This window comes from Paraburkholderia sabiae (genome assembly GCF_030412785.1).
In the GTDB taxonomy this organism is placed as follows: domain Bacteria; phylum Pseudomonadota; class Gammaproteobacteria; order Burkholderiales; family Burkholderiaceae; genus Paraburkholderia; species Paraburkholderia sabiae.
In genome coordinates this window covers 3,736,256-3,761,864 of the sequence record NZ_CP125295.1, presented here as the reverse complement: position 1 = coordinate 3,761,864, position 25,609 = coordinate 3,736,256, and the positions used below count along the sequence as shown (strand labels likewise).

The 25,609-nt window shown below is 63.3% G+C and carries 26 protein-coding genes; 6 read left to right on the top strand and 20 right to left on the bottom strand.

Translation table 11 applies throughout. The annotated features are described in order from the left end of the window. Nucleotides 1–15: 15 nt before the first annotated feature. The 4 genes from QEN71_RS16990 to QEN71_RS16975 form a co-directional block, all read right to left on the bottom strand. Nucleotides 16–963 (bottom strand): hydroxymethylglutaryl-CoA lyase, encoded by a 948-nt coding sequence (locus QEN71_RS16990; RefSeq protein WP_201648331.1) that lies wholly within the window; start codon nucleotides 961–963, stop codon nucleotides 16–18. After that, complete coding sequence (locus tag QEN71_RS16985; protein ID WP_201648333.1) at nucleotides 960–2,153, bottom strand: CaiB/BaiF CoA transferase family protein; 1,194 nt, start codon at nucleotides 2,151–2,153, stop codon at nucleotides 960–962. The genes QEN71_RS16990 and QEN71_RS16985 overlap by 4 nt, the downstream gene beginning before the upstream one ends. Before the next feature lie 110 nt (nucleotides 2,154–2,263). Further along, on the bottom strand, nucleotides 2,264–3,190 hold the full coding sequence (locus QEN71_RS16980; protein WP_201648334.1) for a LysR family transcriptional regulator: 927 nt from the start codon (nucleotides 3,188–3,190) through the stop codon (nucleotides 2,264–2,266). A 64-nt stretch (nucleotides 3,191–3,254) separates the two neighbouring features. Further along, on the bottom strand, nucleotides 3,255–3,491 hold the full coding sequence (locus tag QEN71_RS16975; protein ID WP_201648336.1) for a hypothetical protein: 237 nt from the start codon (nucleotides 3,489–3,491) through the stop codon (nucleotides 3,255–3,257). A 49-nt stretch (nucleotides 3,492–3,540) separates the two neighbouring features. On the opposite strand from QEN71_RS16975, the gene QEN71_RS16970 reads away from it, so the two are divergent. Further along, nucleotides 3,541–4,500 carry a GlxA family transcriptional regulator gene (locus QEN71_RS16970; protein ID WP_201648338.1) on the top strand — a complete coding sequence of 320 codons (960 nt, stop codon included), beginning with the start codon at nucleotides 3,541–3,543 and terminating at the stop codon, nucleotides 4,498–4,500. Between the two features lie 78 nt (nucleotides 4,501–4,578). Beyond that, nucleotides 4,579–5,328 (top strand): SDR family oxidoreductase, encoded by a 750-nt coding sequence (locus QEN71_RS16965; RefSeq protein WP_201648339.1) that lies wholly within the window; start codon nucleotides 4,579–4,581, stop codon nucleotides 5,326–5,328. Nucleotides 5,329–5,595: 267 nt separating this feature from the next. Here QEN71_RS16965 and QEN71_RS16960 read toward each other — a convergent pair whose 3' ends face one another. From QEN71_RS16960 to QEN71_RS16890, 15 genes are all read right to left on the bottom strand, one after another. Next, nucleotides 5,596–6,999 (bottom strand): MFS transporter, encoded by a 1,404-nt coding sequence (locus tag QEN71_RS16960; RefSeq protein ID WP_201648341.1) that lies wholly within the window; start codon nucleotides 6,997–6,999, stop codon nucleotides 5,596–5,598. Nucleotides 7,000–7,024: 25 nt separating this feature from the next. Next, complete coding sequence (locus tag QEN71_RS16955; protein ID WP_201648343.1) at nucleotides 7,025–8,281, bottom strand: NAD(P)/FAD-dependent oxidoreductase; 1,257 nt, start codon at nucleotides 8,279–8,281, stop codon at nucleotides 7,025–7,027. Next, complete coding sequence (locus tag QEN71_RS16950; RefSeq protein ID WP_201648344.1) at nucleotides 8,278–9,240, bottom strand: VOC family protein; 963 nt, start codon at nucleotides 9,238–9,240, stop codon at nucleotides 8,278–8,280. The genes QEN71_RS16955 and QEN71_RS16950 overlap by 4 nt, the downstream gene beginning before the upstream one ends. 13 nt (nucleotides 9,241–9,253) lie before the next feature. After that, nucleotides 9,254–10,750 (bottom strand): aldehyde dehydrogenase, encoded by a 1,497-nt coding sequence (locus tag QEN71_RS16945; RefSeq protein ID WP_201648347.1) that lies wholly within the window; start codon nucleotides 10,748–10,750, stop codon nucleotides 9,254–9,256. A 27-nt stretch (nucleotides 10,751–10,777) separates the two neighbouring features. Further along, nucleotides 10,778–11,623, bottom strand: coding sequence for an aspartate dehydrogenase (locus tag QEN71_RS16940; protein ID WP_377790177.1), 846 nt, complete (start codon nucleotides 11,621–11,623; stop codon nucleotides 10,778–10,780). Next, nucleotides 11,616–13,274 (bottom strand): thiamine pyrophosphate-binding protein, encoded by a 1,659-nt coding sequence (locus tag QEN71_RS16935; protein WP_201648350.1) that lies wholly within the window; start codon nucleotides 13,272–13,274, stop codon nucleotides 11,616–11,618. Before QEN71_RS16935 ends, QEN71_RS16940 begins: the two co-directional genes overlap by 8 nt. Then, complete coding sequence (locus tag QEN71_RS16930) at nucleotides 13,267–14,073, bottom strand: SDR family oxidoreductase (RefSeq protein WP_201648352.1); 807 nt, start codon at nucleotides 14,071–14,073, stop codon at nucleotides 13,267–13,269. Before QEN71_RS16930 ends, QEN71_RS16935 begins: the two co-directional genes overlap by 8 nt. Then, nucleotides 14,073–14,933, bottom strand: coding sequence for an IclR family transcriptional regulator (locus QEN71_RS16925; protein ID WP_201648354.1), 861 nt, complete (start codon nucleotides 14,931–14,933; stop codon nucleotides 14,073–14,075). The genes QEN71_RS16930 and QEN71_RS16925 overlap by 1 nt, the downstream gene beginning before the upstream one ends. Further along, the gene (locus tag QEN71_RS16920) at nucleotides 14,930–15,820 is read right to left on the bottom strand and encodes an alpha/beta fold hydrolase (protein WP_201648356.1); all 891 of its coding nucleotides are present in this window, start codon (nucleotides 15,818–15,820) and stop codon (nucleotides 14,930–14,932) included. Before QEN71_RS16920 ends, QEN71_RS16925 begins: the two co-directional genes overlap by 4 nt. Before the next feature lie 37 nt (nucleotides 15,821–15,857). Then, nucleotides 15,858–16,397, bottom strand: coding sequence for a cupin domain-containing protein (locus tag QEN71_RS16915; RefSeq protein ID WP_201648358.1), 540 nt, complete (start codon nucleotides 16,395–16,397; stop codon nucleotides 15,858–15,860). Between the two features lie 35 nt (nucleotides 16,398–16,432). Beyond that, on the bottom strand, nucleotides 16,433–17,191 hold the full coding sequence (locus tag QEN71_RS16910) for an SDR family oxidoreductase (protein ID WP_201648360.1): 759 nt from the start codon (nucleotides 17,189–17,191) through the stop codon (nucleotides 16,433–16,435). Next, nucleotides 17,184–18,272 carry an aromatic ring-hydroxylating oxygenase subunit alpha gene (locus QEN71_RS16905; RefSeq protein WP_201648362.1) on the bottom strand — a complete coding sequence of 363 codons (1,089 nt, stop codon included), beginning with the start codon at nucleotides 18,270–18,272 and terminating at the stop codon, nucleotides 17,184–17,186. Before QEN71_RS16905 ends, QEN71_RS16910 begins: the two co-directional genes overlap by 8 nt. A 43-nt stretch (nucleotides 18,273–18,315) precedes the next feature. Continuing rightward, on the bottom strand, nucleotides 18,316–18,627 hold the full coding sequence (locus QEN71_RS16900; protein ID WP_201648364.1) for a recombinase-like helix-turn-helix domain-containing protein: 312 nt from the start codon (nucleotides 18,625–18,627) through the stop codon (nucleotides 18,316–18,318). Nucleotide 18,628: 1 nt separating this feature from the next. Then, nucleotides 18,629–18,946, bottom strand: a complete 318-nt coding sequence (locus QEN71_RS16895; protein ID WP_201648366.1) for a non-heme iron oxygenase ferredoxin subunit — start codon at nucleotides 18,944–18,946, stop codon at nucleotides 18,629–18,631. Nucleotides 18,947–19,020: 74 nt separating this feature from the next. After that, the gene (locus QEN71_RS16890; RefSeq protein WP_201648368.1) at nucleotides 19,021–19,404 is read right to left on the bottom strand and encodes a hypothetical protein; all 384 of its coding nucleotides are present in this window, start codon (nucleotides 19,402–19,404) and stop codon (nucleotides 19,021–19,023) included. On the opposite strand from QEN71_RS16890, the gene QEN71_RS16885 reads away from it, so the two are divergent. Beyond that, nucleotides 19,391–20,464, top strand: a complete 1,074-nt coding sequence (locus tag QEN71_RS16885; RefSeq protein WP_201648370.1) for a porin — start codon at nucleotides 19,391–19,393, stop codon at nucleotides 20,462–20,464. The two genes, QEN71_RS16890 and QEN71_RS16885, sit on opposite strands and share 14 nt — an antisense overlap. Nucleotides 20,465–20,537: 73 nt before the next feature. Here QEN71_RS16885 and QEN71_RS16880 read toward each other — a convergent pair whose 3' ends face one another. Beyond that, entirely contained in the window at nucleotides 20,538–21,461 is a 924-nt protein-coding gene (locus QEN71_RS16880; RefSeq protein ID WP_201648372.1) for an IclR family transcriptional regulator, read from the bottom strand. 226 nt (nucleotides 21,462–21,687) lie between these two features. Between QEN71_RS16880 and QEN71_RS16875 the strand changes: the two genes are divergently transcribed. The 3 genes from QEN71_RS16875 to QEN71_RS16865 are packed head-to-tail and all read left to right on the top strand — an operon-like array spanning nucleotide 21,688 to nucleotide 25,540. After that, entirely contained in the window at nucleotides 21,688–22,638 is a 951-nt protein-coding gene (locus QEN71_RS16875) for a MurR/RpiR family transcriptional regulator (RefSeq protein ID WP_201648374.1), read from the top strand. Further along, entirely contained in the window at nucleotides 22,635–23,615 is a 981-nt protein-coding gene (locus tag QEN71_RS16870; RefSeq protein WP_201648376.1) for an isoaspartyl peptidase/L-asparaginase family protein, read from the top strand. The genes QEN71_RS16875 and QEN71_RS16870 overlap by 4 nt, the downstream gene beginning before the upstream one ends. A gap of 35 nt (nucleotides 23,616–23,650) precedes the next feature. Continuing rightward, a complete protein-coding gene (locus tag QEN71_RS16865) occupies nucleotides 23,651–25,540 on the top strand; it encodes a dipeptide ABC transporter ATP-binding protein (RefSeq protein WP_201648377.1) in 1,890 nt (629 codons plus the stop codon). Nucleotides 25,541–25,609 lie beyond the last annotated feature (69 nt).

Below are 25,609 nucleotides of genomic sequence, written 5' to 3'. Positions count from 1 at the left end.
GTGAGAAGAATGAGTTCAGATGCTGCGTACGTAATCGGGCACAGGATGCACGTCGCAATTGCGGCCCGCTTTCATCAATTGGCCCTGCACGTCGTGGCCCAGCAATGCAGGCAATGTGCGCGACAGCGCGATCAGCTTCTGCAGATCGATGCCCGTCGGAATGCCGATTTCGTCGCACATGTTGACGAGATCTTCCGTGCAGATGTTGCCCGACGCGCCCGGCGCAAACGGACAACCGCCAAGGCCACCGAGTGCCGCATCGAAGCGTCGCGCGCCGACTTCGTACGCCGCCAGCACATTCGCGAGCCCGAGTCCGCGCGTGTTGTGGAAGTGCAGCGTGAGCGCATCGGCGGGCACGCGTTGCAGCACGCGCGCGACGAGTCGCGCGACCTGGCGCGGATTGGCCATGCCCGTCGTATCGGCGAGCGTGATGCCGTTGATGCCCATTTCACGGTACGTATCGACGATCGACACGACGCGGTCTTCGTCGATCTTGCCTTCGAACGGGCATCCGAACGCCGTCGCCACCGTCGCATTCAGCGACACGCTGAAATGCCGCGCGAGTCGCACGATATCGCCGAACGCATCGAGCGACGACTCGCAGCTCATGCGCATGTTCGCGCGGTTGTGCGTCTGGCTCGCGGACATCACGAGGTTCAGTTCATCGGCGTGCGCATTCAACGCGCGCTCGGCGCCCTTCACGTTCGGCACGAGCGCGACGAAGATAACGCCCTCGCGACGCTGAATCTGCGTGAATACGGCCTCGCCGTCGCGCAGTGCAGGGATTGCCTTGGGCGACACGAACGAGCCCGCCTCGATGCGCGTAAAGCCCGCCGTCGACAGCTGATCGATCAGCGCGATCTTGTCCGCCGTTTCGACCCACGTCGGTTCGATCTGCAAGCCGTCGCGCGGCGCGACTTCCTGCACGATCAGCGTGTCGAAATGTTCCTGTTCGAAGTTCATTGCACGGCCCCTTCGCGGCGCAGCCGCTCGATTTCGCTTTGCTCGTAGCCGAGATCGGCCAGCACGCTCGACGTATGCTCGCCGAGCGCCGGACCTTGCCAGCGCACTTCGCCCGGCGTCTCCGACAGCTTCGGCACAATGCCCGGCATCTTCACCGACGCGCCGCCCGGCAAATCGGCCTTCAGCAACATCTCGCGCGCCTGGTAGTGCGGATCGGCGACGATGTCGGCGACCGAATAGATACGGCCCGACGGCACTTCGGCGCTTTCGAGCGCGGCGAGCACGTCGTCGATCGAATGATGCGAAGTCCAGGCGGTGATCGCGGCATCGAGCATCGCGTTTTGCGCGACGCGGCCATCGTTGCGTGCGAGCGCGGGATCGTCGGCGAGATCGGGACGGCCGATCACCTGCATCAGACGCTTGAAGATCGGATCGCTATTGCCCGCGATCACGACGAAGCCGCCGTCTTCCGTGCGATACGTGTTGGACGGCGCGATGCCCGGCAGCGCGCCGCCGCTGCGCTCGCGCACGTGGCCAAGCAGATCGTATTCGGGCACGAGGCTTTCCATCAGGTTGAATACGCTTTCGACGAGCGAGACGTCGACGATCTGTCCATCGCCCTGTCCCGTCTTCACGCGCAGCACCGACATCAACGCGCCGATCACGCCATGCAGCGAAGCGAGCGAATCGCCGAGACTCACGCCGACGCGAGCGGGCGCGCCGTCGACATCGCCCGTCGTGTAGCGGATGCCGCCCATCGCTTCGCCGATCGCACCGAAGCCCGGACGATCGCGATACGGGCCCGTCTGGCCGTAGCCGGAAATGCGGACCATCGTGAGTTTCGGGTTGATTGCGTGCAGCACGTCCCAGCCGAGGCCGAGCTTTTCGAGCGCGCCAGGACGGAGATTTTCGATGACGATGTCGGCGTCGGCGGCAAGACGCTTGACCACATCCGCGCCTTCCTGCGACTTGAGATTCACGCAGATCGACTTCTTGTTGCGCGATTGCAGATACCACCAGAGCGAGGTGCCTTCATGCAGCTTGCGCCATTTGCGCAGCGGGTCGCCCGTTTCGGGTGCTTCGATCTTGATGACTTCGGCGCCGAACTCGGCGAGCAGGCGCGCGGCGAACGGCGCTGCGATCAGCGTGCCGATTTCGACGACGCGAATACCCTGCAACGGACCACTCATGATGCTGTCTCCAATCTGAATTCATGTTGGAGACAAGAGTAGAAGCGAGGCCGCCAAAGCGTCCAACCGCATTTCGCCAACGACCGTTCGCGAAACGCGAACGCTCCCCGCTAAGGCTTGCCGGACAAGGCTTCGACGGTGCGCAGATGATCGAACAGCAGCCGCGCGACGGGCGACAGACGCGCCGAATCGCGCGTCACGATGATGAGATCGCGCTCGGCCCATTCGTCTTCGAGCGCCACGGCAACGAGGCCCAACGGCCGCCCCATGATGCGATAGACGTTGACGGGCAGCACGCCGACGCCCATGCCCGCCTGCACCATCCGGCACACGGCGTCGAAGCCGGGCACGTGGATGCGCAGCTTGAGCGCCTTGCCCGCCTGGCGCGCGGCCGTGTGCGTGCGCGCGTTAATCGAACTCGCCGAATGCAGCCCAACGTGATCGCTGTCGAGCGTCTCTTCGAACGCGACGCTTTCGCGCATCGCAAGCGGATGATCGTCGCGCATCACGACGCACAGCGCATCGTGCCGGTAGTGCGTCGTTTCGAGGCCGCGCGCGTCCGCTTCGCCCGAACAGATGCCGAGATCGGCGAGACTGTCGGCGACGGCTTCGATCACGCCGCCGCTCGGCCGCTCTTCGAGATCGATCTTCACGAGATCGTTGACGGCGAGAAACGCTCGCAAATCTTCCGGCAGGAATTCGACGATCGCGGAGAGGTTGGCCATCATCCGCACATAGCCGCGCACGCCGCTCGCGTGCCCCGCGAGTTCGATGCCGATGTTCTCGATGCCGCGCATCACGCGGCGCGCGTGATGCAATAGCGTTTCGCCCGCCGGCGTGAGCGTCATACCGCGCGCGTTGCGCTGAAAGAGCGTCGCGTTGACGGCCTGTTCCAGTTCGAGCAGCCGCTTGCTGGCGGCCGACACGGCGATGGCCTCGCGTTCCGCGGCGCGCGTCAGCGTGCCTTCCTCATAGACGGCGATGAACAGTTGCAGCGTCGTGAGGTCGAGGCGGCGGAGCAGATTCTTCAGGACCATGACGGACAATCGATGCAATGGATTGCGTCATATTGTGCCGCGACCTCGCCGCGAGCGCTCGTATTCAATCGAAACACATCTGCGGAATGGGGTCGCTGGCGGGGAAAGTGTCCATCAGCGCCTCGTCCATCAGACGTTCGCGATGCGCTTCATGTACCCTCGCATCGGCCTCGTAAGCGGATTTGCTATTCTGTTCCATCCTGGGTTCCTCCTGTTGTCGATACGGGCTGTCGATGGCTTCAGTATTGGTTGCGCGGCCGCTGCGTTCAACCTGTGCGCACGTGCGGAACCTGCCAACCATACATCGTCTGCTGCCGTTTTCGCCGACGCGCCGTCTGCGGGGTCATTGAATGCCGAGCGTTGCCATCGCGATCTTTCCGGGCGTCCAGGCGCTGGATGTCGCCGGTCCACTCGATGTTTTCGCGGAAGCGAACCTGTTCATCGACGGCAAGGACCGCTATGAAGTGACATTGCTCGCCGCCGACGATGCGCCGTTGCGCGCATCGAACGGCATCAGGTTCGTCCCCGACGAAACCTTCGACGACAAGCGCAGCACGTTCGATCTCGCGCTGATCGCGGGCGGCCCTGCGTTGCCGGAAAGTGTCCCAGACACGCGCCTCACGGCCTGGCTCGCGAATGTCGCATCGCAATGCGAGCGCTACGGCTCGATCTGCACGGGCGCGTTCGCGCTCGGCCACGCGGGCCTGCTCGACGATCGCAACGTCACGACGCACTGGCAGCACGCGCAGCAACTCGCGACGCAATTCCCGAAAGCGCGCGTCGATTTCGACCGCATTTATCTGCGCGATGAACGGCTCGTGACGTCGGCGGGCGTGACGGCGGGCATCGATCTCGCGCTGGCGCTCGTCACCGAGGATCACGGTCCGCAGACGGCATTAAAAGTGGCCAAGCGCCTCGTGGTGTTTTCGCAGCGCCAGGGCGGGCAGTCGCAGTTCAGTCCTTATCTGACCGCGCCCGCCGATGAAACCTCGCCCGTAGCAAAAGTGCAGACGCACGTAATGGCCAACATCAGGGACAACTTCACCGTGGCACAGCTCGCCGATGTCGCGGGCATGAGCGCGCGCAATTTCGCGCGCATCTTCGTGCAGGAAACGGGCGTGACGCCGCATGAATTCGTCGAGCGCGCGCGGATGGATGCGGCGCGCAAGCTGCTCGAAAGCAGCGGCGCGGCGCTCAAGGCGATTGCCTACGATTGCGGCTTCGGCACGGCGGACCGTATGCGGATCGTGTTTACGAAGCGTATCGGTGCGACGCCGAATCAGTATCGCGAGCGCTTCCGGCACGCGTGAGCGCAAGGGCCTGCACGCGTCGACCGTACGTGACAAAATGATGAGCTGATCAACGCCTCGCACTTTGTGCACATCGACATGAACGCTACTACTTCCGTTCGCGCCATCGTCACGGGTCATACGCGCGGTCTCGGCGCGGCGCTCGCAGAACGGCTGCTCGCGCAAGGCATCACCGTGCTCGGCATATCGCGCTCGCGCAATGAAGCACTCACGAGCCGCACGGGCTTCGATGAGGTGGAAGTCGATCTGTCCGACGCGGAACGTCTCACCCAGTTCATCGCAGGCGATACGTTGCGCAACTTTCTCAAGGGCGCGCAAACCGCGTTGCTGTTCAACAATGCGGGCATGGTGCAGCCGATCGGTCCCATCGAAGCGCAAGACGTTGCAGCCATTGCGCAAGCCGTGACGCTGAACGTGTCGGCGCCGTTGATGCTGGCGACTGCGTTCGCTACGGCGAGCCCGGATGCGACTGATCGGCGCATCGTGCATATTTCGAGCGGGGCCGCGCGTCATCCGTATTCGGGCTGGAGCATCTACTGCGCGACGAAGGCCGCGCTCGATCATCACGCGCGTTCCGTCGCACTGGATCAGAACCGCGCGCTGCGCATCTGCAGCGTCGCACCGGGTGTGGTCGATACGAATATGCAGGCGGAAATTCGCGGCACGGAACTGGACAAGTTTCCGATGCGCGAGAAGTTCGAGGAGTTGAAGCGCGACGGCAAGCTGTCGACGCCGGAAGAGTCGGCGGGGAAGCTCGTCGATTATGTGCTGAGCGAGACGTTTGGGGCCGTGGCGACGGCGGATGTGAGGGAGTTGCCGCAGACATAGCAGCCTCACCCGAACACGAAGTCCCGAAAAGCCTCACCTTTGGATGAGGCGACTCGGGTCGATCAACTCAACGCTTGTTGATGACGCGATGAAACTGCCCTAAAACAAGGGCTTGTTCACACTCTCGCACCGACGCCGCATCGCTTGCGGTGCGAAATCACGCACCGCATCACTCACTCCCGAAAACCCTCACCTCAAAACAACTTGGGCCACGACGCGCAGCAAGCGCATCGTGGCCCAACCTTGAAGCCACTGGAAGAAGAGACGTTAAGCCTCCAGCTGCTCCAGCACCTTCCCCTTCGTCTCGATCCCAAGAAACTGCACGACCAGCGCAGCGAGGAACGGCACGACAGCCAGCAGATAGAACGCCACATCCAGATTGCCGCCGATCATCGTCTTCGACACGAGCGTCGGTGCAAAGATCGCCGCGAGCTTTAGCCACGCGCCGCCGACACCGCATCCGAATGCCCGGATGCTCGTCGGATACAGCTCCGGCGTGTACACATAAGCCGTGATGAACCCGCACGCGAGCCAGCCGAGCGCGAACGCGCAGCACGCAGCGACGACATACACCGACGCATCATGGAACACGCCAGCCAGCACGAGCGACAACGCGCACAACATGAACGACCAGTTGATGATCGGCTTGCGGCCCACCTTGTCGACCAACATCGCGCACAGCAGCGAACCGAGCACGCCAAGCACGGACGCCGCAACGGCCAGATTCAGCGCGAGCTGCAACGGCGCGTGATACACCGTGCGATAAATCGTCGGCAGCCACGTCGACAGACCGTACTGGATCACGCCGCACGTCATCCACAGCATCGCGACAGCCGCCGAGCGCTTCCAGTAAGCCTTGCCGAACAGATCGCGCATCTTGCGCTTCGGGTGACGCGCCGCCATCGACTCGAAGCTCGCAGGATCGCCCATCGGCGGCAACGTGCCCTTTGCGGTGCGTTCGAAAGCGTGCACAGCATCGGCCGCTTCGCTCATGCGGCCACGTTCTGCGAGCCAACGCGGTGACTCGGGCACGAGCTTGCGCAGCACGAAGAACAGAATCAACGGAACGCCGCCGATGAAATACATCGCCTCCCAGCCGAAGCGCGGCACGATCCACGCGCCGAGCGCATTCGATGCGAGCAGGCCCACAGGAAACACGATCTCGTACAGCAGCACGAAACGCCCGCGGCCATGTGCACGGCAAATCTCGTTGATGTACGTCGCGGCTACGGGCAACTCGCCGCCAAGGCCGATGCCCTGCACGATCCGCAACACGAAAAACACCGCAAACGTAGGTGCAAAACCACACGCAATGCTCGTGATACCGATCAGTCCCGAACTCAGCGCAATCGCCTTCACGCGACCATGACGTTCCGCGTACCACGGAAACAGAAACGCGCCGATCAACTGACCGACCGAACTCGCGCCGATCAGCAACGCCACGTCCCACGGCGTCAGATGCCATTTGCCGATCAGGATCGGCAGCGTCGCGGCGATCGCGATGACGTCGAAGCCATCGAAGAATGTCGCGAGTCCAATCAGAATCCGCGCGCGCACCAGCATCGCGTTCGCGGGCAATCGTTCGAGCCGCGCAATGATCGATCCGCGCGTCGCGGGACCGGAGACACCTGCGCTGCTCTGTGCCTCAAACGTATTGTCGATAGTACTCATGCGTCGTCTCCGCCCCGTACTGTGGTTATGCAAGCGCCTTGTCGGCATCGGCCAGAGCCGCGACATCGACTGTGCGTCCCTGTGTCATCCATTTGCGCGCGAGCTTGAGGTCGCGCGGCGTATTGATCGCGATCACGCCGCGCACGCCGCCGTCCGCGACATGAAAGAGCGTCGCGCGCCGCGCGCTCACGTCGCCGCGCACGACAAGCTGCGCATCGGCGGGAATGTCGCCGAGAATCTGCAGATTCACGTCGTACTGATCCGACCAGAACCACGGAATCTCCGCATACGGCTCGAACTGGCCGAGCGCGGCCTTCGCCACGACGATCGCCTGGTTCTGCGCATTCGCCCACGATTCGAGCCGCACGCGGCGCTTCAGCCACGCGCTCGGATGATTCGCCACGTCGCCGCACGCGAAGATGCGCGGATCGCTCGTCATGCCGTGCTCGTCGACGACGATGCCGTCGTTCACGGGCAAACCCGCCGCTTCCGCCAGCGACGTATGCGGCGTAAGACCGATGCCCGCGACCGCGAAATCCGCGTCGAGCGTGGTGCCGTCTGCGAGCGTCGCGCGCACTTTGCCTGCGTCTTCGGGATGCGTATCGAGCGACGTCAGCGCAGCGTTCAAGCGCACATCCACGCCATTCACGCGATGCAGTTCGAGCAAAAAGTCCGACACGGCAGGCGGCACCGAACGCGCGCACAGACGCGGCGCGCCTTCCACTACCGTTGCCGCGACACCGAGCTTGCGCGCCGTCGCTGCCACTTCGAGACCGATCCAGCCGCCGCCAATCACGAGCACATGCTGGCTCTTGCGAAGACGTTCGCCGAGCGCCGACGCTTCATCCAGCGTGCGCAGATACGCGATGTGATCTGTCTTCGCGAGCGATGCCGGCAGCTTGCGCGCCGCGCCGCCCGTTGCGATCACGAGCCGGTCGTATTGCACTTCGCGGCCCGTCTGCGTGCGCACGATGCGCCGTTCGCGATCGATTTCCACAGCAACGTCCGGTTGCCATGCTTCGATGTTCAGCGACGCGAAATCGTCGGTTGCGAAAAGACGGACGGTGTCGATGTCGGCATCGCCGGACAGCACCGCTTTCGACAACGGCGGACGTTCATACGGCAGATGGATTTCATCCGCGATCATCACGAGCCTGCCTTCGAAACCCGTCTTGCGCAGCGTCTTCACGACCCACCCCGCCGCCTGGCCGCCGCCGATCACGACGATGGTTTGCGGCGTATCCGTCGCGCTCGCGCTTGCGTTGATAGAAGCGTCGGTCATTTTTTGCGCTCCGTCATGAACTTGCCTTCCGGCGCCTTCGCATTCATCTGACGGCGCGTGTTGCCGTCGATGCCGCCGTCGATTGCCCACTCTGCAAACACGGTCGGACCCGGCTCGAAATCGCGCGGCTGCCACTCGGGCGTCAACTGGTCTTCGTCCGCGTAGTACTCGATCAAACCGCCCGCCGGATTCTGGAAGTACCAGAAGTACGCCGATGAAACAGGGTGACGTCCCGGTCCAAGCTGTGTTTCCCAGCCGCAGCGGTTGATGTGCATGCCGCCGCCGAACACTTCATGAATGTCGCGCACGGTGAACGCGACGTGATTCAGGCCGCGTTTGCCCGTGGGCAGCTGCAACAGGAAGAGATCGTGATGACCGCCGTGCGGCGCGCAACGCATGAACGCGCCGCGGCCCGGATAACGGTCCGACGTCTCGAAGCCGAGTCGCTCGTGATAGAACTTCTCCTGCTCCGCGAGAACGTTCGTGAAGAACACGACGTGACCCACTTCGACGGGTTCCGCGCGTTCGTAGATCGGGCTCGGTGTATCGACGCGCAGCGTTTGACCCCACACGTTCGACGGCGAACCGTGCACATCGACAGCGCGCTTGCGCGTCACTTCGATGCGAATCGCCATGCCGTTCGGATCGATACAGCCGACTGCGTCGTCGTTCGAGTAATAGCCTTGCGCGCCCTTCAAACTCTCGCGATACCGATCGAGATCGGCGACAGCTTCCACGCCCCACGTCACTTCACGCAGCGTCGGGCCTTCTTCGAATGCAGGCGGCAACGACGCGTCATTCGCGAGCACAGCGAGAACCGTGCAGCCGTTCAGCGTTTCGAAGCGCGCGCGCGTTTCGTCGTGCGCGGTTTCCTTCATGCCCCAGTCGGCGAAAAAGCGCCGACAGGTCTCCAGATCCGTCACGCCGTACGTAATCTGTTCAATGCCGAGAATGCTCATCTTGCGTGCCTCTTCAGTTCGCCCACGCGAGCGGGGCGTCGTTCAAGCCCCAGTAGAGGCTCTTTTGCTGCATGTACTCACGAATGCCGACGCGGCCTTTTTCGCGGCCCATGCCGCTTTCCTTCCAGCCGGAGAACGGCGTCGAAATCGAAAACAGCTTGTACGTGTTGATCCAGATCGTGCCTGCTTCGAGCGCACGCGCGACGCGCCATGCGCGCTTGTAGTCGCGCGTCCAGATGCCGGCGGCGAGACCGAATACGCTGTCGTTCGCTTCCTTGATCAGCGACGCTTCGTCGTCGAACGGCATCGCGACCAGCACCGGCCCGAAGATTTCTTCCTGGCAGATGCGCGCGCTGTTCGTGAGGCCTTCGAGAATCGTCGGCTGATAGAAGAAGCCTTGTTCGCGGTCGTTGCCGACAGGGCGTTCGCCGCCGCACAGCAGGCGTCCGCCTTCTTCGAGACCGAGCGCGACATAACGCTCGACTGATTCACGATGCTTCGCGGTGATCAGCGGACCCATCTGCGTGTTCTCACTCGACGGATCGCCGACGCGCAACTGACGCGCCTTCTCCGCCAGCCGCTTCATGAACTCGGGATAAATCGAGCGCTGCACGAACAGACGCGAACCCGCGATACACGCCTCGCCCGACGAGCTGAAAATGCCGTACAGCACGCCATTTACTGCGTGATCGAGATCGGCGTCATCGAAAACCATCGTCGGCGACTTGCCGCCGAGTTCGAGCGACACGGGCATCAACTTGTCCGCTGCAATACGTGCGATGCCGCGCCCGACTTCCGTGCCGCCCGTGAACGACACTTTCTTTACGAGCGGATGACGCACCAGCACGTCGCCGATCACCGAACCCTTGCCGGGCAGCACGCTCAACACGCCCTTCGGCACGCCTGCTTCCTCGCAGATGCGAGCCAGCGCGAGCGACGCGAGTGGCGTCACTTCGGCGGGCTTCAGCACGACGGCATTGCCCGCCGCCAATGCGGGAGCGAGCTTCTGCGCATCCGATGCGATCGGCGAATTCCACGGCGTAATGGCCGCGATCACACCGATCGGCTCATGCACGCTCATCGTCAGATAGTCGCCGCGCGAAGGCGTGACGTCTTCGTCGAGCGTTTCGAGGCACGCCGCGAAATAGCGGAACGTGTTCGCCGCGCTCGCCACGAGCACGCGCGTTTCGTTGATCGGCTTGCCGTTGTCGCGACGTTGCAGTTGCGCGAGCGCTTCGTGCTTCGCCATGATCAGATCGGCGATGCGGTACAGGATCAGCGCGCGCTGATGCGGCTTCAGACCGGACCAGTTCGGCTTGCGCCACGCGGCGTCAGCGGCTTCGACGGCTTCGCGCGCGTCGTCGGCATCGGCCGTCGTGATCTCGGCGTTCACCGAGCCGTCGGCGGGATAGACGCTCCCGTACAGCGCGCCGCGGCCACGCTTCCATTTGCCGCCGACGAAAATATCGGCGGTCGGCACGAGAGACGAAATGATGTCGGTATGAGGCATGTCGTACTTCCTTCGCTTCAATTCACTTCAGATCACGCAGCGGGCCGCGCGATTGCGCAGCGCGCGGATCGCGCTGTACGCGGTCAACGCCGAAGTCTTCGGGTTGTCGGGCAGCGGCTTGCCGCTCATCTCCAGCGACATCTCGCCGAATGCGCCGCGCGCGACGATGCGATGCACGTTGCGCGTCACGGCGGGATCGGCGATCAAACGCACCGTCGTCTGATCGAGGCCGAGACCCGCGAGTGCAACCGTTGCCGCGACATTCGCGTTCTTCGGATAGAGACGCGCCGCTTCGCGCGCGCTGCCTTCGAAGATCACGCGCGCTTCCGTCAGCGTGTGCAGATCGCAGACCTGTTCGGCGGGCGAGCCGAGCCAGCCCGTCGGCGGCTTGCGTCCGATGTATTGCACTTCGTCGAGACCGCCGAGCTTCGCAGCCGCGAGCGCATCGATGCCGCCAATCGCGCCCGATAGCAGCGTCACGGTCGCGTGACCTTCATCGGCGGCTGCGTTCAACGCGTCGAGCAGCGAGAGATCCGACAGCGCGCCGATCGACGCCACCGCGCAGTCCGTACCCGCCTTCAGCAAAGGCACGACGTGGCTCACGAGCGCGCCGTGTCCCGCGCATTCGAGCGCGAACTGCGGACGCGACTTCAGCGCATCGACCGACCACACGACATCCACGTTCGGACCAACCTGCTCGCGCACGGCATCGGCCTGATGCTCGGGCACGATCACATGCGACACGTGTACTTGCGGATCGGCAGCGACCGCGCGATACACCGTCTGACCGATCGCACCGAAGCCGATCATCGCAATGTCGATGGGCGTGTGGTTCATGGTTGCTCCGTTCGCGGCATACGCTGCGTTAGGCATGTTCCGGCTCCTGCTTGCGCACGGGCGGGCCTGCAAATGCAGTAGCGAACTGACCGACCGACAGCATGTCCACTTCGACCATCACAGGTCCCGTCTTCGCCATGCCTTCGCGGACGATTTCATCCGCCTGATCGAGCGACGTGATGCGATAGTGCGTGAGGCCGAAGCTCGCGCAGAACTGTGCGAAATCGGGTTGATGCAGTTGCACGTAGCAGCGGCGGCCGCCGTAGTGCGCGTCCTGAATGTTGCGGATCACGCCGTAGCATTGATCGTTCATCAGCACGATCATTACGTTCGCGTTTTCCTGCACCGCCGTCACCAGTTCGCCGACGTTGACCATCAAGCCGCCATCGCCGACGAGGCACACCGTCTTCGACGCCGCATCCGCAAGCGCCGCGCCGATCGCCATCTGAATGCCCTGGCCGATGCCGCCGCCGAGCGCATGCACGCCCGCGCGCGGCTGGAAAATCTTCAGCATGCGGTTGCCCCACGTGCTGTTCGAGATCGTGACGTCGCGCACCCAGTTATAGTCGCGGCCCACTGCGTGTTGCAGCACGTCGACGAGACGCTTGTACACGCCGAGACCCTTGCCGGTTTCAGCGACGGCCACTTCGCGCGTCGCCGCGAGATCGCCTGCAAACGCAGGGTCGATCTTCATGCGGCCTTCGAGCAGTGTCGCAAGTTGATCGAGCACGGCGGCGGCATCGCCATGAACGAAGAGGTCGTTGCGATAGCCGCGATTGTCGGCGAGTGCATCGGCATCGACGCGGAACAGCGGTTGCGGCAGCGCGAGCTTGTACTTGAGCGTCTCGTTGCCGCGCAGACGCGAGCCGACCACGAGCAATGCGTCGCAGGTCTTGTAGAAATTTTCGACGGTCGGCTGCACGTTGAATGCACCGAGCGTCGCGGGATGATCTTCGGGCAGCACGCCGCGGCCCTGCACGCTCGTCACGACGCCGAAGCCGAGCTTCACCAGACGCTCGACCTGCGCACGCGCGTGACGCGTGCCGCCGCCGAGCCACAGCAACGGACGCTTCGCTTTCGCGAGTTCATCGGCGAGTTGTTCGACGCGCTTGATGTCATGCGTGAGCGTGTTGATGTGCGGCGCGCTCATGTCGGCGGGCCATTCCACTTCTGCGGCCTGAATGTCGATTGGAATCTCGACGCTGACGGGACCGCTCGGCGCCGTGAACGCGACGCGCACGGCTTCGCGCACTGTCGCCAATGCGGTTTCGACGGAACGCACACGATATGCAGCCTTCGAGATCGACGAGAGCATCGTCAACTGATCCGGCGCTTCGTGGATGTACGCGAGGTCCTGATCCAGATACGTCGTTTCGATCTGGCCCGTGATGTGCACGAGCGCCGTGCCTGCCGTCAGCGCTTCGACCATCGCGCCCGCTGCGTTGCCCGCAGCCGTGCCCGTGCTCGTGAACGCAACGCCGAGGCCGCCCGACACGCGCGCGAGTCCATCGGCCATGTTCAGCGCGCCTGCTTCACCGCGCGCGCCGACATAGCGAATGTTGCCGCGCGTGTTGATGGCGTCGAGGATCGGCATGTTGTGAATCGAGATCACGCCGAATGCAGTCTTGACGCCGCACTGTTCGAGGAAAGCGGCGATCAGTTCGCCGACGGTGGTTTTGTTAGACATGACGTGCAACGCCTCCGGAAACATCGATATGGCTTCCCGTCGTGTACGACGACAGGGGTGTAGCGAGATAAAAGAGCGCTTGCGCGGCCTCTTCGGGACGGCCGAAACGGCCGAGCGGAATGTGCTTCGTGCGCGCGAGTTCGCTGGTCCAGTCTTCCCAGCTTTGACCCGGCTGCGCCTGCGTCTGATAACGGCGGCGCCATTGGCCCGACTCGACGATGCCGATCAGAATCGAGTTCACACGAATGCGTTGCGGCGCGAGTTCGACGGCCAGCGACTTGATCAGGTTCTGCACGCCTGCGCGCGCCGACGACGTCGCGACCATGTGCGGTTCGGGCTGCAAGGCGAGCAGCGAATTCACGCAGACGATCGAGCCGTTGCCTTGCTGCGCGGCTTGCGTAAGCATCGGCAGAAAGGCGCGCGTCGGACGGATCACGCTGAAGTACTTGAGGTCGAGTTCTTCGCGCCAGGCTTCGTCGGTCGTATCGGCGAAAGTGGACACGCGGCCCTGGCCTGCGTTGTTCACGAGCATGTCAGCACGGCCGAAGCGCGCTTTGACTTCGTTCGCGAATGACTCGACTTCTTGCGCATCAAGCACGTTGCAGCGCGCCGCGAGCAACTGCGCTTGCGGAAACTGCTTGCGCAGCGATGCTTCGGCGCTCGCGAGACGATCGGTATCGCGTCCGCAGATCGCCACCGATGCGCCCGCGCGCAAGAAGAGTTCGGCAGTCGCGAGGCCGATGCCGGACGATCCGCCCGTCACCACTGCAACCTGTCCTGTCAAATCGATCTGGATCATCAGAGCCCCAATGCCTTCATGTATCTGCTTTCCGCCGACGGCCGGTAATTGAGCCGCAGCGACAGTTGCTCGGCCGCGCCGCGCACCTTGTCGATCAAACCGCTGTCGAGAAGAGATGCATCGATGTGTCCGCGCGGGATCGTCGTCGTGATGACGGCGGCAATGCGGCCCGTGTCGTTGCGCACGGGCGCGGAAATCACGGAAATGCCGTTTTCAAAGGACGATTCGCTGATCGCGAAACCGCGCACGGCATCGTCCTTCACGCGTTCATACAGTTCGTCGACAGTCGCGGGCGTGTGCTTCGTGAAGCGCTCCAGCGTCGTCTCCGGATACAGCGCGCGCAGTTCCGCGAGCGACAGGTCGCCCATCAGCACATGACCGTGCGTCGTCGCGTGCGCGGGCAAACGCGTACCGACGTTCACCTTCACCGAGCTGAACACGGGTGCATGGCTTTGCGCCTTCGCGACGAACACCACGTCGCGTCCGTCGCGAATCACGATGTGCGTCGTCAAACCCGTCGCATTGCGCAGTGCTTCGATCAGCGGCAGGCCGAGGTCGGTGAGTTCGAGCGAACTGAGATATTCGAAACCGAGCCGCAGAACCGCAACGCCCAGCCGATAGTTGCGGTCTCGATCCGCGCGCTCCAGAAAACCGAGCGATTCGAGCGTCTGCAACAGACGGAACACCGTCGTGCGCGGAATGCCGAGACGCTTCGACAACTCGGGCGCGCCGAGTACGGGCTCGCGCGGCGAAAACTCCGTGAGGATGCGCAGGCCGCGTTCGAGGCCGGGCACGCGATAACTCACGTCGTTGCGGTCCTCTTCTGCTTCAGGTGCAGTGCCCGTCATTTCGGGGGTCATGCTTTACTCCATTGGCCGTCGCACGTGCGGCAGAAGGCGTCGATGAGCGCGGTGTATTCGGTGCTCGCCTCGATGTAACCCGCGTGACCTGCGCGCGGAATGATCTGCAGACGCGTGCGCGCCGCTTGCGCAATGCGTTCGCACGATGAAGGCGGCGTGATCGTGTCTTCCGCGCCGACCGCGACGGCGATGCGGCCTTCGAACTTCGCGACATCGCTTGCGAGGTCCGCGTTGGCGAGCAGATGCGTCGCTTGCGCATAACCTTGCGGCACGATGCGCGACATGTTCCAGCGGACCCAATCGCGCGATGCTTCGTCGGCATGCAGCGACAGCATGTTTGCGCTGCGTTGATCGGCGAGTCCTTGCGGACCGAGGTCGGCGAGCATCGCAAGACGGCTGTCGCGTTTCGACGCGCGTACTTCTTCGGATGCCGCGCCGTATCCCGCTGCCGGCGACAACAACAACAGACCTGCAACGCGTTGCGCATGCGACGCAGCAAACGAACCCGCGATGATCGCGCCGAGCGAATGCCCAACCAGCACGCAACGTTCGATGCCGAGCGCGTCGAGCCATTTGCCGAGCGCATTCGCGTATACATTCGCTTGTGGCGACGACGATTCAACGCAAGTCGATTCGCCATAACCCGGCGCGTCCCACGCGAACACGCGACGCGTCGCGCTCAACGCTTCAAGCTGTTGCACCCACGAAGCCTCGCCCGATCCGATGCCGTGCAGCAACACGAGCGGCAACGTATCGTCAGCCTGACCCGCTTCGCGATAACCGATCACGCGTTGCGGCGCAATCGCGATCCGCTTTGCCGGGAACTGCGAGAGGCGCATTTCCAGCGTGGCGTTTCGATCTTCGGTGAAGGGCAATAAAGCGGACATGTGCGTGACTTCGTGAGTGATGACGCTTTGAATAACGTTACTTCGCGAGATCGCGCTTGATCTTCGCGAGCGGCGAATCGGGCGGATATGTCGGCGTGATCGGCTTCGGCGAACCGAGCATCACGCACATCAGCGCGTCTTCTTCACCGACGTTGATTTCCGTGCGATACACGCCCGGCGGCACCGAAATCAGATCGCGTTCGCCGAGTACGGCTTCCCACGTTTCGCCGTCGCGCTCGCAGATCACTTTCATCTTGCCGCGCAGCACGAAGAAGATCTCTTCGACGTCGGTATGAATGTGGCTCGGGCCGATGTTGCCGGCGGGAATCACCATCGTCGAGAACGTGAAGCCGCCTGCGGGCACCGTGTTCATGTCCTTCGCGACACCCGTGCCGCCCGTGCCGACGTAACGCATCTGCGCGCGGCGATACTTCGGGTCGTAGTCGGCCTGGAACTTCAGTGCGTCCCAGTCATAGCGGCGCGTTTCGAAGCGCGCGACACGCGAGTCCAGCCATTGTTCGAAACTTGCTTCCGCAGGTTGGTCCCACGATTTGCGTTCGAGATCGGCGTCGGCCATTGTTTTCTCCATGTGGTTTGCTGGTTGCAGCAAGGTCAATTCATCGCGAAGCCGCCGTTCACGGGCAGCAACTGGCCCGTCACGAAGCGCGCGGCATCCGTCAGCAGGAACAGCACGGGGCCCGTCACATCGTCGGGCACTTGTGCGCGCGTCAATGCGCGGCCTTTCAGGTAGTACTCGTGGCGTTCGGCGGGCACGTAGGCGGTGGCTTCCACTTCCGTGAGGCCTGGCGCAATCGCGTTCACTGTGATGCCGTGCGCGCCGAATTCGCGTGCGAGCGAGCGCGTCATCGAAATCACCGCGCCCTTGCTCGCCACGTACGCGAGCAGCTTCGGCGCGCCCCACATCGCCGTATCGGACGCGATGTTGACGATTGCGCCACGCTTCGAATCGCGCAGATGCGGCAGCGCTGCCGTGCACATCAACCAGGTGCCGCGCACGTTGACGTTCATCACGGCGTCCCACGTTTGCGTCGTGAGTTCTTCCGCGAAGCGTCCGCCTGAGTTCGTGATTGCCGCGTTGTTGATGAGCGCGTCGATGCCACCCATCTTTTGTGCGGCTTGCGCGACGAATGCATTAATACTGTCGGGACTCGCGAGATCGAGCGGAACGAAATGCACATTCGCGCCGAGCTTCTCTGCGAGCGCGCGGCCTTCGGCTTCGAGCACGTCGCCGAATACGACTTGCGCCTGCGCGTTTGCGAGCGCTTCGATAAACGCCGCGCCGAGTCCGCGCGCGCCGCCCGTTACGACGACACGCCGTCCGCTCAATCCGGAGACCGTGACCTCAGGCATGAGCGTGCCCCGTCGATGCTTGTGCACCCGCTTCCGCCTGCTTCGCATTGAATGCGTCGAGATCGGCGAAATGCTGTTGCGCGCGTTGACGCAGCATGCGGCGCACGCGCGTCATGCCGACGTCGTGCTGATAAAGGAATTCGTGTTCGCGCGCATTCGGCGCGAGGCTTTCGAGCACATAGCGGTCTTGCTCGAGCACCGCCCAGTGCAGACCTTCGAGACGGTTGCGATACAGGAAGCGCCATGCGTCGCGCTGCCAGCCGCTCACCTTGCGCGTGCGCCAGAAGTAGACCTGGCAGTTGTCGTTATCGACGGGAACCGCGAAGCCGATGATGCCGAAGTTGCCGCCCGGTCCGAACTTCTTCTTGTACGGAATCGCGAGACGCATCCACAGGCAACCCGTTTCGCCGAGTTCGACCCAGTCGAAATTCACGTCGCGCTGGCCGACCTTTTCGAACATGAGACCAGTTTCGGTTTTACGCACACGCATGTCGGCCTGCTTGTCGCCTTCGGCCATCGAGTGCGAGGTCGCGTGCAGATACGCGCCGTGCATCGGGTCCATCACGTTGTCGATTGCGTACTGATAGTTGCACTTCCAGTTCGACACGCAGAGGAACTGCGAGTACTCGGCGCCAACCAGTTCTTCAGGCAGCGCGAGCGGCGTCGGCTCTTTGTGCGCGTCGTCGCCGAACCACAGGAAGATCGCGCCCGCATGTTCTTCGACGGGATACGACTTCACGCACTTCTGGCCTTCGAGCGGACATGCCGACACGGCCGGCACGCTTTGCACGGTGCCCGAGCCGTCGACTTCGATGCCGTGATACCAGCACGCAACGCGATTGCCGAGATTCCAGCCGAGCGACAGACGCGCGCCGCGATGCGGGCAGCGGTCTTCGAGCGCGTGGACTTTGCCTTCCTGATCGCGCCACAGCACGATCTGTTCGCTCAGGCGCGTCAGGCCGATCGGCGCATTGCTGACTTGCCAGCTGGGCGCGACGGGATACCAGTAGTTCTTGATGCCGCGATCGAGATACGCCTGAACGGGATCGGCTGCGGGGCTCGTTGTATTGAGGGACGTCATGGGGATACTCCGTGTTCGCTTGGGTCGTGGGTTCGCGCGGCGCTTATTCCGCGAGCAGTCGCAGTTCCGCGGCGAGACGCTCCTCGCTCCACTGCGCGCCTTCCGGCGTGCGGAAGCCGACACGATTCAGCCCGGCCACCACTTCGTGCAGCTCGGCTGCACCTGCTTCGAACACCTTCTCCAGCGCATCGCCGAAGTCGTTCTCGTATTGCGTCGGCTCCGCCTTGCGCGTCTGCCAGATCATGTTTTCCGTTTCGCCCGGCTTTTCGATCACGCCCTTGCCCGCGACGTTGTTCGGCTGCGGCGCGAGCCACGGCTTCAGAAAGGGATTGAAGTTCACGACAGCTTCTTTCATGTCATTCCACCTTGATCTGGATTTCTTCACCCGCGAGGCGCACGGCGTACGTCTTCAGGTCGCGGCCGCCCGGCTCTTTCAGGCATTTCCCCGTCGGGATATGGAACACGGCTTCGTGCAGCGGACATTCGACCGTGTCGCCGTCGATAAAGCCTTGCGTCAGCAGCGCATAGGCATGCGGGCAGACGTTTTCGAGGGCGTAGAGCTCGTCGCCCACCTTGTAGATGCCAATCTCTTTGCCGTCGTCGAGCTTGAACTCGACGGGCGAGTCATCCGAAAGCGCACCGGCGTGTCCGGCACAAAGCCACTGTTCACTCATTTCTCACCTTCTCCTACCGACCTGTCCTGACCGTCTGTTGTTCCATCTAAGGAACGTTAGTTTATGTATGGTCATTATAGGAGCCTGTTTGGACGAACAAAATAAAAATTCTGCGCCGCCAGGGAAAACACCGACAGATGCATTTCTGCAACGTCCGAAGCCCGTAAAACGGGCCAAAACAAAGGGTTGCTGCGCATAAAGTGCGCGCGCGTACGGCACTGAACGGCGTCTGATAAATGAGGGTTTTCACCGTCGCAAAAACTTTTTTGTTCGCCCATTTGACTCTCTATACTTTCCATAGGCGATACATATGCCCATAAGTGGAACAAAGCGCGGATAGCCTCGAAAGCGCAGGTGACGGGAAGGCCATCCAAAGAGATGACAGGCAAAGGGAAGAGCGACCGGCGTGTCCGGCAATCGACCACACGATCAGGAGTACCAAGGGTGAAACGCATCATCGCTGCCGGCGTGGCAGGACTTGTGGTGACATCGACGGCATGGGCGCAAAGCAGCGTCACGCTGTACGGCAGTCTGGATGCCGGCATCGCGTACGTGAGCAACGTCGGCGGCCATACGAAGTGGATGGAAGAACAGGGCAACATGCAGCCGGACCGCTGGGGCCTGCGCGGCGTCGAAGATCTGGGCGGCGGTCTGCACGCGATCTTCCAGCTTGAAAACGGCTTCTATACGAACACCGGCAACTTCGCGAAGGCGGGCACGCTGTTCAACCGGCAGGCGTACGTCGGCATCAGTTCGGATCAGTTCGGGCAGATCACGCTAGGCCATCAGACGCCGTTCAACTTCGACATGCTCGGCCCGCTCAGCACCGCGTATCTCGCGGCGAGCTGGTATGCGTTCCACCCCGGCAACATCGACGAACTCGCGGACACGGGCGTCGTGCCGTTCGACAACTCGGTGAAGTTCAAGTCGGCAACGTATGCGGGCTTCACAGTCGGCGCGATGATGGGCCTCGGCAACACGACGAACTTCTCGACGGGCAAGACGCTGAGCTTCGGTGTGAACTACGCGAATGGTCCGTTCAAGGCGGCTGCCGTGTATTCGAACGAGCACAACCGCACGCCGTCGATCGTCACGACGGGCATCAACACGTTCCAGGGCATCCCCGCCGCGACCTATTCCGCAGACAAGGTCGAGAACATGGGCGCGGGTCTGTCGTACCAGTTCGGCAAGCTGCTCGTGCACGGTCTGTACACGCGCGTGAAGCTGCAATCGAACGGCTTCTCGGATACGTATCAAAGCTGGGACGCGGGCGCGAACTACCAGTTCACGCCGGCCAACACGCTTGCGGGCGGCGCCGCGACGACGACGCTTTCGGGCCGCCGCTGGACGCAGTTCGAACTCGGCGACATCTATGCGCTGTCGAAAAGCACGCAGGTCTATGTGAATGTGCTCTACGAACACGCGAACGAGAACGCGAACGCTGCGTTCTTCACGGCGGGTGTATCGAGTGGACGCAATCAGGCGATCGTGCTGACGGGCATTCACCACTCGTTCTGAACTCACGGATGAAAAGAAACAGGCGGCCCGAGGGCCGCCTGTTTTCATTTGATGCATGTGTTCCGCGACGCGTTCAGGCGCGCGACTTCATGAAAGTCGGATCGTCCGCCGATGGTCTGTAGTTCAGCCGCGCCGACAGATCCAGCGCCGCGCCGCACACCTTGGCGACGAGCGGCGCGCGCTCGTCGTCGCCGATATCGGAACGCGGCACCGTCGCCGTCATCGCCGCGACGATCTTGCCCGTCTGGTCCCGCACGGGCGCGCTCACCACAGAAATACCGCGCTCGAACGATGCCTCGCTGAGCGCATAACCCTGCGTTGCCGTTTCGCGGATGCGTTCATACAGTTCATCGACGGTCGCGGGCGTGCGGTCGGTGAAGCGTTCGAGTTGCGACTCGGGATAAAGCTGACGCAGCTGCATCAGCGATAGATCGCCCATCAGCACCTGGCCATGCACGGTCGCATGCGCGGGCAGCCGCGTGCCGACGTGCACTTTCACCGAGCTGAACATCGGATCGTGCGTTTGCGCCTTCGCGACGAACACGACATCGCGCTCGTCGCGTATCAGCAGATGCGTGCTCAGGCCAGTCTGATCGCGCAAACGTTCGAGGATCGGCGTGCCGAAGTCGGTCAGTTCGAGCGAACTCAGATATTCGAAGCCCAGCCGCAACACGGCGACGCCGAGCCTAAAGTGACGCTCGCCGTTGGCGCGTTCGAGAAAGCCAAGCGCTTCGAGCGTTTGCAGCAGACGGAAAGTCGTCGTGCGCGGAATGCCGATGCGCTTCGACAGTTCAGGCGCGCCGAGCACGGGTTCGCGCGCCGAAAACTCGGCGAGGATGCGCAAGCCGCGCTCGAGCCCGGGGACGAGATAGGTCGAGCCGCCGCCGGATTCTTCATCGGCGGAATCAGCGATGTCTGGGCTGCGTGCGCTGTCCTCGTCGGCCGATGCGCGCCCCGCATCCCGGCGTCCCACTCCTGTCGTGTTTTCTCTTGCCATGTCCGGCTGTGTCGTTTTCATCTCGAAGATAGAGATGATAGCGCGAAGGGTTGGCGGGGCTGAGCATCCGGCGAACTGCATGTACCGCTCGATCTTCGCAGCCCGCTTTCATCACGCCTCGCCCCGTACAAACCCCAATCCCGAAAGAAAATATTTTTTCACAAGACCAATTTCATGTAAATTCACTTTCATTCCGGGCCAGCCCCGACAGATCACTCCGACACCGATGTCCCGTCACAGCCCCAAACAATCCGCCGCCGAACCCGCCATCGCCGCGCGCATCACGGCCGCGATGCCGATCCTCACGCCCGTTCATCGGCGCATGGGCGAGTTCGTGCTGGCCAACCAGTTCCGCGCCGCGACCATGCGCATCGACGAACTGGCGACGGCCGTCGGCGCGTCCATCGCGACGGCGAACCGCTTCGCGCGCGCGCTCGGCTTCGACGGCTTTCCGGCGTTTCGCGAGGCGCTCGTGCGCGGTTTCGAAGCGACGCTCGCGCCTGTCGAACGTCTGCGCTCCGCGCAGGAATCGCAGACGAACGGCGACGAACTGTTCAGCGCATCGCTTGAACAGGCGGCCACCAATCTCGGCACGACGCGCGCCGCCATCGACGGTACGGCCGCCGAAGTCGCCGTCGAAGCGATCATCGCGGCGCGACGCGTGTTCATCATCGGCTGCGGCGCGAGTGCGTTTCTCGCGAGCCTGATGGAGCACAACCTGCTGCCGTATCACGACAACGTGCAGTCGCTCGCGCTGATCGGCGGCCCGACGCACGCGGCGCGCCGCCTCTTCAACGCGGGCAAGGGCGATCTCGTGATCGCCATCGCGTTCCCGCGCTATGTCGACGACACCATCGAACTCGCGCGCCGCGCGGCCAGTCTCGGCGCGGACGTCCTCGCGCTGACGGACAGCCCGGCGTCACCGCTCGCGGCAATCGCCACGCGCTCGCTCTTCATTCGCGCGGAACGCCGTCTCGCCGCGACATCGGAAGCGACCGTGCTCGCGGTGATCGAAGCGCTGTGCGACGCCGTCGCATTTCGCGCGAAGCGTTCCGCGCAGGCCGCCGCCAACATGACCGAGTTCGTGTTGCCGTGGCTCACCAATACAGCAGCGCTGCCAGCCCAATCGAAGGCCGTCACGCGGCCCACTTCCAACCACGCAAAGAAGAAGCAATGAACACCAACGCGGTAGTCGCAATTCACGGCGGCGCGGGCACGATCGTGCGCGCGTCGATGGCCCCCGATGCGGAAGCCCGCTATCACGCCGAATTGCGCGCGGTGCTCGTCGCCGCGCAGCGCGTGCTCGCCGACGGCGGCAGTGCGCTCGATGCCGTCACGCAAGCCGTGCGGCTGCTCGAAGACTGTCCGCTGTTCAACGCCGGGCACGGCGCGGTGTTCACGTCGGCGGGCACGCACGAACTCGATGCGTCGATCATGGACGGCCGCACGCTCGGAGCGGGCGCCGTGTCGTGCGTGAAGCGCGTGCGCAATCCGATCGTCGCGGCGCGCCATGTTCTCGAATACAGCGAGCACGTGATGTTCACTGCCGAAGGTGCCGAAGCGTTCGCACAGGAACAGGGCCTCGAATTCGTCGATCCGTCGTATTTCCATACCGACGCGCGTCATCGTCAGTGGCAACTCGCACGCGAGCAGCAGCGCGCAATGCTCGATCACGACGGCGCGACGCTCGCCGCTCAATCAGGCGACACGCTGCCGCATGAACCCATCGATCCGAACAAGAAGTTCGGCACGGTCGGCGCAGTGGCCGTCGATCTGTACGGCCACGTCGCGGCCGCGACGTCGACGGGCGGCATCACGAACAAGCAGATCGGGCGCGTCGGCGATGCGCCGTTGATCGGTGCGGGCTGCTATGCCGACGACGCCACCTGCGCCGTCTCCACCACGGGCTCGGGCGAAATGTTCATGCGCATGGTCGCCGCGTACGACGTCGCCGCGCAGATGTCCTATCGCGGCGTGTCGCTCGAAGAGGCAGCGAACGATGTCGTGATGAACCGCCTGCCGCGCATCGACGGACGCGGTGGCCTGATCGCCGTCGACGCGCATGGCAACGTCGTGCTGCCCTTCAACACCGAGGGCATGTACCGCGGCTATGCACGCGTCGGCGAAGCGCCTTTCACAGCAATCTATCGCTAAGCCATCCCCTGCAACAGACGCCGAGAGACATCACAGTGCCGAACACGCAGAAAACGCCACGCCCGCTCGATAACCTGCCGCCGCAACGTGTCGTCGATATCGACAGCATGACGGTCGCGTTCCGTCGCGGCGAGACCACGTTCAACGCGGTGCGCGACCTGTCGCTCACCGTCGATCGCGGCGAGACGCTCGCGATCGTCGGCGAATCGGGTTCGGGCAAGTCGGTGACGTCGCTCGCATTGATGCGTCTCGTCGAGCATGGCGGCGGAAAGATCGCGAACGGCAGCATCGCGTTTCGCCGTCGCAACGGCAGCGTGCTCGATCTCGTGCAAGCATCGCAAGCAACGATGCGTTCCGTTCGCGGCGCGGACATCGCGATGATCTTTCAGGAGCCGATGACGTCGCTGAATCCCGTGTTCACGGTCGGCGATCAGATCGGCGAAGCGATCGCGCTGCATCAGAACAAGAGCCGCAGCGAAGCGCATGCGGAAACGCTGCGTCTGCTCGATCTCGTGCGCATTCCCGAAGCGCGCCGCGTGGCCGCGCGCTATCCGCATCAGTTGTCGGGTGGCATGCGTCAGCGCGTGATGATCGCGATGGCGCTGTCATGCAAGCCTTCGCTGCTGATCGCCGACGAGCCGACCACCGCGCTCGACGTGACGATTCAGGCGCAGATTCTGCAACTGATCCGCGGCTTGCAGGATGAGATGAACATGGGCGTGATCTTCATCACGCACGATATGGGCGTCGTCGCCGAAGTCGCGGATCGCGTGCTCGTGATGTATCGCGGCGACAAGGTGGAAGAAGGCGAGTCGGCACAACTGTTCGCCGCGCCCGCGCATCCTTATACGAAAGCGCTGCTTGCCGCCGTGCCGAAACTCGGTTCGATGCAAGGCACCGATGCGCCCGCGAAGTTCTCGCTGCTCACGCTTGATGGCGAACAGGCTAAAGCGGCTCCCGAAGCACAAGCGCAGACGCAAACTCAAGCAGCACAACCCGTTCTCCGCGTGCGCGATCTCGTCACGCGCTTCCCCGTTCGCAGCGGTTTGTTCAGCAAGCTCACGGGCCGCGTGCACGCTGTCGAGCGCGTCAGCTTCGATCTGCATGCGGGCGAAACGCTCGCGCTCGTCGGCGAATCCGGTTGCGGCAAATCGACGACCGGGCGCTCGTTGCTGCGTCTCGTCGAAAGCCAGAGCGGCAGCATCGAATTCGACGGCAAGGACATCAGTTCGCTCAGCGGTCCTTCGTTGCAGGCACTGCGCCGCGATATCCAGTTCATTTTCCAGGACCCGTTTGCGTCGCTCAATCCGCGTCTGACGGTGGGCTTTTCGATCATGGAGCCGCTGCTCGTGCACAACGTCGCGAGCGGCAAGGAAGCGCAGGCGCGCGTCGCGTGGCTGCTCGACAAGGTCGGCCTGCCCGCCGATGCCGCGCGCCGCTATCCGCATGAATTCTCCGGCGGTCAGCGTCAGCGGATCGCGATTGCACGCGCACTCGCGCTCAATCCGAAAGTGGTGATCGCGGACGAATCCGTGTCGGCGCTCGACGTCTCCGTGCAGGCGCAGATCGTCAATCTGATGCTGGATTTGCAGCGTGAACTGGGCGTCGCGTATCTGTTCATCTCGCACGACATGGCTGTCGTCGAGCGCATCAGTCATCGCGTTGCGGTGATGTATCTCGGGCAGATCGTCGAGATCGGGCCTCGTCGCGCGGTGTTCGAATCGCCGCAGCATCCGTACACGAAGAAGCTGATGGGCGCGGTGCCCGTCGCCGATCCCGCGCGCCGCCACGCGAAGCGCATGCTCGCCGCCGACGAACTGCCGAGCCCGATCCGCTCGCTCGACGATGAGCCCGTCGTCGCGCCGCTCGTCGCCGTCGGGCCGGATCATTTCGTGGCCGCGCATCGGATTGGCGGCGCGTATTGAGCGCGCGGCGCGCAGCGGAAAGCAGTCAGGCAGCACAACCAGAAGCCGCGCAGACCAGCGGCATGACAA